7 protein-coding genes are annotated in these 5,786 nt (G+C 72.7%); 4 read left to right on the top strand and 3 right to left on the bottom strand.

All coding sequences use genetic code 11. The features are described 5' to 3' along the window. Positions 1-131: 131 nt before the first annotated feature. The gene (locus ACFWXO_RS12655) at positions 132-674 is read right to left on the bottom strand and encodes a carboxymuconolactone decarboxylase family protein (protein WP_380523618.1); all 543 of its coding nucleotides are present in this window, start codon (positions 672-674) and stop codon (positions 132-134) included. A gap of 147 nt (positions 675-821) precedes the next feature. Between ACFWXO_RS12655 and ACFWXO_RS12650 the strand changes: the two genes are divergently transcribed. Continuing rightward, entirely contained in the window at positions 822-1,487 is a 666-nt protein-coding gene (locus ACFWXO_RS12650) for a MarR family winged helix-turn-helix transcriptional regulator (RefSeq protein WP_380523615.1), read from the top strand. On the opposite strand, the gene ACFWXO_RS12645 is transcribed toward ACFWXO_RS12650, so the two are convergent. After that, entirely contained in the window at positions 1,460-1,618 is a 159-nt protein-coding gene (locus ACFWXO_RS12645) for a hypothetical protein (RefSeq protein WP_380523613.1), read from the bottom strand. The genes ACFWXO_RS12650 and ACFWXO_RS12645 overlap by 28 nt on opposite strands. A 437-nt stretch (positions 1,619-2,055) precedes the next feature. Between ACFWXO_RS12645 and ACFWXO_RS12640 the strand changes: the two genes are divergently transcribed. Beyond that, on the top strand, positions 2,056-3,165 hold the full coding sequence (locus tag ACFWXO_RS12640; RefSeq protein ID WP_380523611.1) for a Tim44-like domain-containing protein: 1,110 nt from the start codon (positions 2,056-2,058) through the stop codon (positions 3,163-3,165). 70 nt (positions 3,166-3,235) lie between these two features. Here the strand turns inward: ACFWXO_RS12640 and ACFWXO_RS12635 are convergent, their stop codons facing one another. Beyond that, positions 3,236-3,883: a LysE family translocator gene (locus tag ACFWXO_RS12635; RefSeq protein WP_380523609.1), complete on the bottom strand. Its 648-nt coding sequence runs from the start codon at positions 3,881-3,883 to the stop codon at positions 3,236-3,238. A 209-nt stretch (positions 3,884-4,092) separates the two neighbouring features. On the opposite strand from ACFWXO_RS12635, the gene ACFWXO_RS12630 reads away from it, so the two are divergent. After that, positions 4,093-4,716, top strand: a complete 624-nt coding sequence (locus tag ACFWXO_RS12630; RefSeq protein WP_380523606.1) for a hypothetical protein — start codon at positions 4,093-4,095, stop codon at positions 4,714-4,716. A gap of 80 nt (positions 4,717-4,796) precedes the next feature. Then, a complete protein-coding gene (locus ACFWXO_RS12625; protein WP_380523604.1) occupies positions 4,797-5,714 on the top strand; it encodes an alpha/beta fold hydrolase in 918 nt (305 codons plus the stop codon). Positions 5,715-5,786: the final 72 nt, after the last annotated feature.

Raw genomic sequence — 5,786 nt, 5'->3', positions numbered from 1 at the left:
GCTCCGCGCCGGGCGGCTCGCGTCGCCCCCCGCCCCCCCGCTGGGGTGTGGCGCGGGTGGGGGGGGGGGGGCGGGGGGCGGGGGGGCGCCCCGCCCCCGCCCCCCCCCCCCGCCCAGGAGGGAGGGGCGGGTCAGACGGTCGGCAGGGTCTTCGCCGGGAAGTCGACCTCGGTGTGGCCGACCGAATTGAAGTAGTTGGTGAAGACGTTCAGCGCCACCGCGCCGATGATCTCGCCGACCTCACCGTCCGAGTAGCCGGCCTCGCGTACCTCGGCCAGCTCGGCGTCGGAGACGAAGCCCTTGGTGCGGATCACCGAGCGGGCGAAGCGCAGGGCGGCAGCGGTCTTCGGGTCGGCGGCCTCGGCACGTCCGCCGGCGGCCAGGTCGGCCTCGCTGACGCCGGCCCGGGCGCCGAGCACGTGGTGGGCGGCGTAGCAGTACTCGCAGGAGTTCTCGGCGGCGGAGACCAGGGCGATCTGCTCGCGCAGGGCGCCGGTCAGGCCGCCCTTGGCGAGGGCGCCGCTGAACGAGAGGTAGGCGTCCAGCACGGCGGGCGAACTGGCCATCGCCCGCATCATGTTGGGCGTCACGCCGAGGGCGCGGTCGACCTTGTCGAGCAGCACCTTGGCGGCGGGGGTGGCGGTGTCGGGGTTGACGACGGCGAGACGAGGCATGGCGAAGACTCCCGATACGGGTTGTTGTTGGCACTGCCAACTGATGTTGGCAGTGCCAAATATAGTTGGCGCTGCCTACAATGCAAGAGGCAAGGCCAACAAGGCCGAAGCGGGCGACCGGGCTGACCAGAGCGTGGAGGGAGAAGGGTGGAGGAGGTGGAGGGCGTCGCCGGACTCCCGGGACTGTCGCCGAGCGAACAGTTGCTGACCGGGCTCAGCAGGCTGGGCCAGGCGCTGCGACTGAGCAGCTGGCACAACGCCGGGCCCGCGAAGCTGACACCGCTTCAGGCCGACATCCTGGTCTTCCTCGCGGGGGACCGCCGCCCGCGCCGCCAGGGCGAGATCGTCACCGCGCTCGCCTCCACCGCGCCCACCGTCAGCGACGCCGTCCGGGCCCTGGTCACGAAGGAACTGGTCGAACGTCGCCGCGACCCGGCCGACTCCCGCGCGGCATCCCTGCTGCTCACCGAGGCCGGCGAGGCCGAGGCCGCCCGGCTCGCGGTCGTCCCCGAACCCCTCGCGGTCGCCCTGGCCGCCCTGGACGACGACGATGTCGCCGCCATGCTGCGCGGCACCACCGCGATGATCCGGGTCCTCCAGGAGCAGCGTGCGATCCCGGTCTCCCGCACCTGTGTCACCTGCCGCTTCTACCGCCCACTCGCCCACCCCGAGACCCCCGAACACCCCCACCACTGCGCCTTCGTGGACGCGGCCTTCGGCGACGGTGAACTGCGCGTGGAGTGCCCGGACCACGAGCCGGCGGTGACTCCCGATCCATCGGCCGGTCAGCAGCACCGGCCGGGGCTGCCGTAGCGTCCTACCCGGAGGCCGACGGCTCCGGCCACGATGTCGTGGAACGGGAGGAGCTCCGGGTAGATCGCGGCGGCCGCCTCGTGGTCGTGCGGCGCGACCGCGGCCATCGGAGCCGTAGCTGAACTGGCCACGCCCCGTGACGGTCGGGAGTCCGAGCCGTGGTCCGTCCACCCGGTCGCCGGAGGGGGTGGTGGCCGGGGCCGGCAGACCCCTCTCGTCACGCCATGTGATCAGCCGGGGGCGGTGCGCGAAAGTGTCCGACCGGGCCGAATGTGCGGGCGATCCGGCTTGTAGGCTCGTAAGGAACAGCTCGGATTCTTGAAGGGGGAGCCCGGTGCGCGCCCGTCGCTGGACAACTGTGGTCGCTGGAGTCGTCACGCTGAGCAGCCCGGCGGTGGCGTACGCCCGCGGTGGGGGCGGTAGCCACGGGTTCGGCGGCGGTGGGGGAGGCGGTGGCAGCCACGGTGGGGGCGGCGGAAGTCACGGCAGCGGCTTCCACGGGTTCGGCGGCGGTTTCGGCTTCGGGTTCGGGGCCGGCAGCGGTGGGTTCGTCTCCCTCCTGGTGATCGTGGCCGTCCTCCTCCTGATCATGTGGGTCGTGTACCGGCGCCGGAAGGCGGCGCAGGCGGTCGGCCTGAACACGGTGTCGGACCGTACCGCGCACCGCGCGGACGAGCAGGCGCGCGAGCGCGCCGCCCAGGTCGCGGCCCGGGTCGACGCCATCGCCGACACGGACGCGACCTTCGACCGTGCCGCGCTGGAGCGCCGGGCCGTCGAGCTGTACGTGACCGCCCAGAACGCCTGGACCCGGCACGACCACGCCATCCTGCGGCAGGTCCTGTCCCCGGTGCTCTACGGCAAGTGGGCCGAGCAGCTGCGCGACTACGAGTCCCGCGGCGAGGTCAACGTCGTGGAGATCGTCTCCGGCCCGGTGGTCGAGCTGGTCGATGTCGCCAACCGCGCGGGCGAGGAGAACGACACCGTCACTTTCCGGGTCACCGCGACGCTCAGGGACTACGTGCGCCGCGGCGACGGCGCGGACGCCGTGCGCAAGGACGACTCGACGCGCCCGGTCGAGTACTGGACGCTGCGCAAGAGCCCGGCCGGCGAGTGGATCGTGTCCTCGGTGGAGCAGGCGGCCGAGGGCGCGCACCACCTGACCAACGCCATCGAGACGGACGGTTGGGACCAGAAGGAGGTCGCCCGCGAGGCGGTCCTCGAGGTGGCCGGGAAGACCGCGGTCAGGGGCGCGGGCGACATCCTGTCGCTGACCAACATCTCGTGGAGCACGGACGCCGACACCGCCGTCGGCGATCTGAGCGTGCTCGACGGCCGGTTCGACAAGGCGGTTCTGGAGGTGGCCGTCGAGCGCTTCCTCGAGGAGTGGGTCATGAACGACGGCAGCCTGGACTTCACGTCCGTCCGCACGGTCGACCGGACCGTCATGCGGGACGCCGTCGTCAGGGCGGTCACGGTCCGCTCGCTGGTCTCCCGCGATCCGATCGTCTTCCGCGTCGCGGTCGACGCGGAAGGCGTCTACTACGAGGTCGACCGCCGCACCGAGCAGGTGCTGCGCGGCGACGCGCGCCGACGCCGCCCGATCACCCTCGCGTTCGACCTCCGGCTGGACGACACGTCGACCAAGGCGTGGACCGTGGTCGCCGCCGACGTGGAGTAGGCGGCGCCGTGGACGCGCACGACCGCTGACGGGACGGAACGGACCCCTCGCCCGCAGCAGAGCGCCGGCCTCAGGGCGTGGCGGCCACGGCCGAGCGGTCGGCGGCGATCCGTACCGCGAAGCCGGCCAGGGCGGTGCCCATCACGTAGCGCTGGATCCGGGTCCAGAGCGGGCGGCCGGAGAAGAACGTCGAGACCGATCCGGCGGTCAGCACGAAGATCCCGTTCACGAGCAGTCCGACGACGATCTGGGTCAGTCCCAGCAGCAAGCTCTGCGCCGCGATGTGACCCCGGCTCGGGTCCACGAACTGGGGCAGCAGCGACATGTAGAGGATCGCGATCTTCGGGTTGAGCAGGCAGGTCAGCAGGCCGATCGTGAAGAGCTTGCGCGGCGGGTCCGGCACGAGCTCGCGCTGCTCGAAGACCGAGGAGCCGCCGGGGCGCACCGCCTTCCAGGCCAGCCAGAGCAGGTAGCCGGCGCCGGCGAGCTTGACCGCCAGGTAGATCTCCGGGACCAGCGAGAAGACCGCCGAGATGCCCGCGGTCGCCGCCAGCAGGTAGGCGAAGAAGCCGGTCCCGACGCCGGCCAGGGAGATCAGTCCGGCGCGGCGTCCCTGTGCCACCGAGCGGGAGACGAGGTAGATCATGTTCGGTCCGGGGGTGAGCACCATCCCGAGCTCCACCGCCGCGATGCCTGCTATCGCGCTGATACCGACCATGTCGCCCCCGCCCTCAACCGTCCTGTTTTGCGGGCGAAACCTAGCACGCGACGCTCTTTCGGATCATGCCCCGGTCGTCCGCCGAGGACTCCGGCGGGTCACCACCCGTTCACAGCAGACCTGATAGCGGGGCGCGGCACGGGCGGCGACGCTTGTGGGACGCGGGCCCGGGCCTAGGGTGGCCCGGCCGGGACGAAGGCGGAAGATCCATGTCGCGTTTCCTCGATGGCCGGCCGCGGGCGGCCGAGCGGCTGAGCCGGAGCGCCGGCGCGGTCGGTGCCGCACTCGGCTGCACGATGCTCGTCGTCGCGGGCTGCAGTTCGTCGTCGACGTCGCCGTCCACCGCGTCGTCCCGCCCGCTCTCGCCGGACGTGAGCTCGTTCTCCGGGGTGCTGCCGTCCGCGGTGGCCTCGGCGAAGGCGTCCGTGCTGGAGTCGGTCTCGGCTGCCGCGGCCTCCCGGTCGGCGGCGGCCGCCTCGTTCGAAGCCTCCGTGTCGGCACAGGTGTCGGCAGGCCGTGCGGAGGCACAGGCGGTCCTGGCGAAGACGGAGGGCCCCGGCAACGCCCTGTCGGACGTCACGCTCACCGGGCTGCCCAAGGCCCAGGCGGCCGGCTTCAACGCCGCGCTGGTCACGGTGGTGAACAGCACCCGGGCGACGGCGTCGTACGCGGTCAAGGTCGAATTCCTCGACGAGAACGGCAAGGTGGTGGACACCAGCTTCCTGGGAGTCAAGGACCTGGCCCCGGGCGCGAAGGCCCAGCCCACCGCGTTCAGCCCGATCGACCGGGACAAGGCACTGCTCTCCAAGGTCACCCAGGCCCAGCGGTACTGAGAACGACGCACGCACGCACGGGCGGAGGCCAGGGGCCCCTGGGGTAGTCGTGTCCGGGTCAGGCGTGTGAGCATGACCGGATGACTGCGAGGACCGAAGAGGCGTACGAGCTCTACCGGGTGACGACTCCGGTGCTGGAGATCGCCTACCACCGGACCGGCGAGCGCCGCCGTGCGTCCGATGCCCCGGTGATCCTCCTGCACGGTTTCCCCTACGACGTGCGGGCCTACGACGAGGTCGCGCGGCTGCTCGCCGAGGCCGGCCGGGAGGTGCTGACGCCGTACCTCCGCGGTTACGGTCCGACCAGGTTCCTGGACGCGGGGACGATGCGCAGTGGCCAGCAGGCCGCGCTGGCGCGGGACCTGGTGGAGTTCATGGACGCGCTGGGGATCGAGCGGGCGGTCGTCGCCGGTTACGACTGGGGCGGGCGGGCGGCCTGCGCGGCGGCGGCGCTGTGGCCGGAGCGGGTCCACGGCCTGGTCGCCGCGGGCGGCTACACCGTCCAGGACATCGCCCGGGCGATGGAGCCCGCCGCACCGGAGGCGGAGCGCGGCCTCTGGTACCAGTACTACTTCCATTCCGAGCGAGGCCGCCAGGGGCTGGAGCAGAACCGGGAGGAGCTGTGCGGGCTGCTCTGGCGGCTGTGGTCGCCGACCTGGGCGGGGGCGGCGGAGGCGTTCGCGGCGTCGGCGGCGAGTCTGCACAACCCGGACTTCGTGGACGTCGCGATCCACTCCTACCGCCACCGTTTCGGCCTGGTCGAGGGCGATCCGTGCTACCGGGAGGCGGAGGACGCGCTGGCCGGTCGGCCGACCGTCGTGGCCCCGACGGTGGTGCTGGTCGGTGAGGAGAACGGCGTGATCCCCGCGGCGGATCAGACCGGCACCGAGCGGTTCACCGGGCCGTGCGAGGTGCGGACCCTGCCCGGGGTGGGGCACAACGTGCCGCAGGAGGCCCCCGGAGCGTTCGCTGCGGCGATTCTGGGCCTGCCCGGGTAGCCGCGTGCCGGCCGGTTCACTCCGGTGGCGGGGGAGCCGGGGGGGGAGGAGCGCGGGGGGGGGGGGGGCCGG

The organism is Kitasatospora sp. NPDC059088 (assembly GCF_042738155.1).
Taxonomy (GTDB): domain Bacteria; phylum Actinomycetota; class Actinomycetes; order Streptomycetales; family Streptomycetaceae; genus Kitasatospora.
The sequence above is the reverse complement of the archived record's forward strand: the minus strand, read 5'-3'. Positions and strand labels throughout refer to the sequence as shown.

What these genes read in the sequence shown, in the direction of transcription:
- ACFWXO_RS12655 (WP_380523618.1), bottom strand. Translation starts at nt 674, where the DNA reads ATGCCTCGTCTCGCCGTCGTCAACCCCGACACCGCCACCCCCGCCGCC.
- ACFWXO_RS12625 (WP_380523604.1), top strand. Translation starts at nt 4,797, where the DNA reads ATGACTGCGAGGACCGAAGAGGCGTACGAGCTCTACCGGGTGACGACT.
- ACFWXO_RS12630 (WP_380523606.1), top strand. Translation starts at nt 4,093, where the DNA reads ATGTCGCGTTTCCTCGATGGCCGGCCGCGGGCGGCCGAGCGGCTGAGC.
- ACFWXO_RS12635 (WP_380523609.1), bottom strand. Translation starts at nt 3,883, where the DNA reads ATGGTCGGTATCAGCGCGATAGCAGGCATCGCGGCGGTGGAGCTCGGG.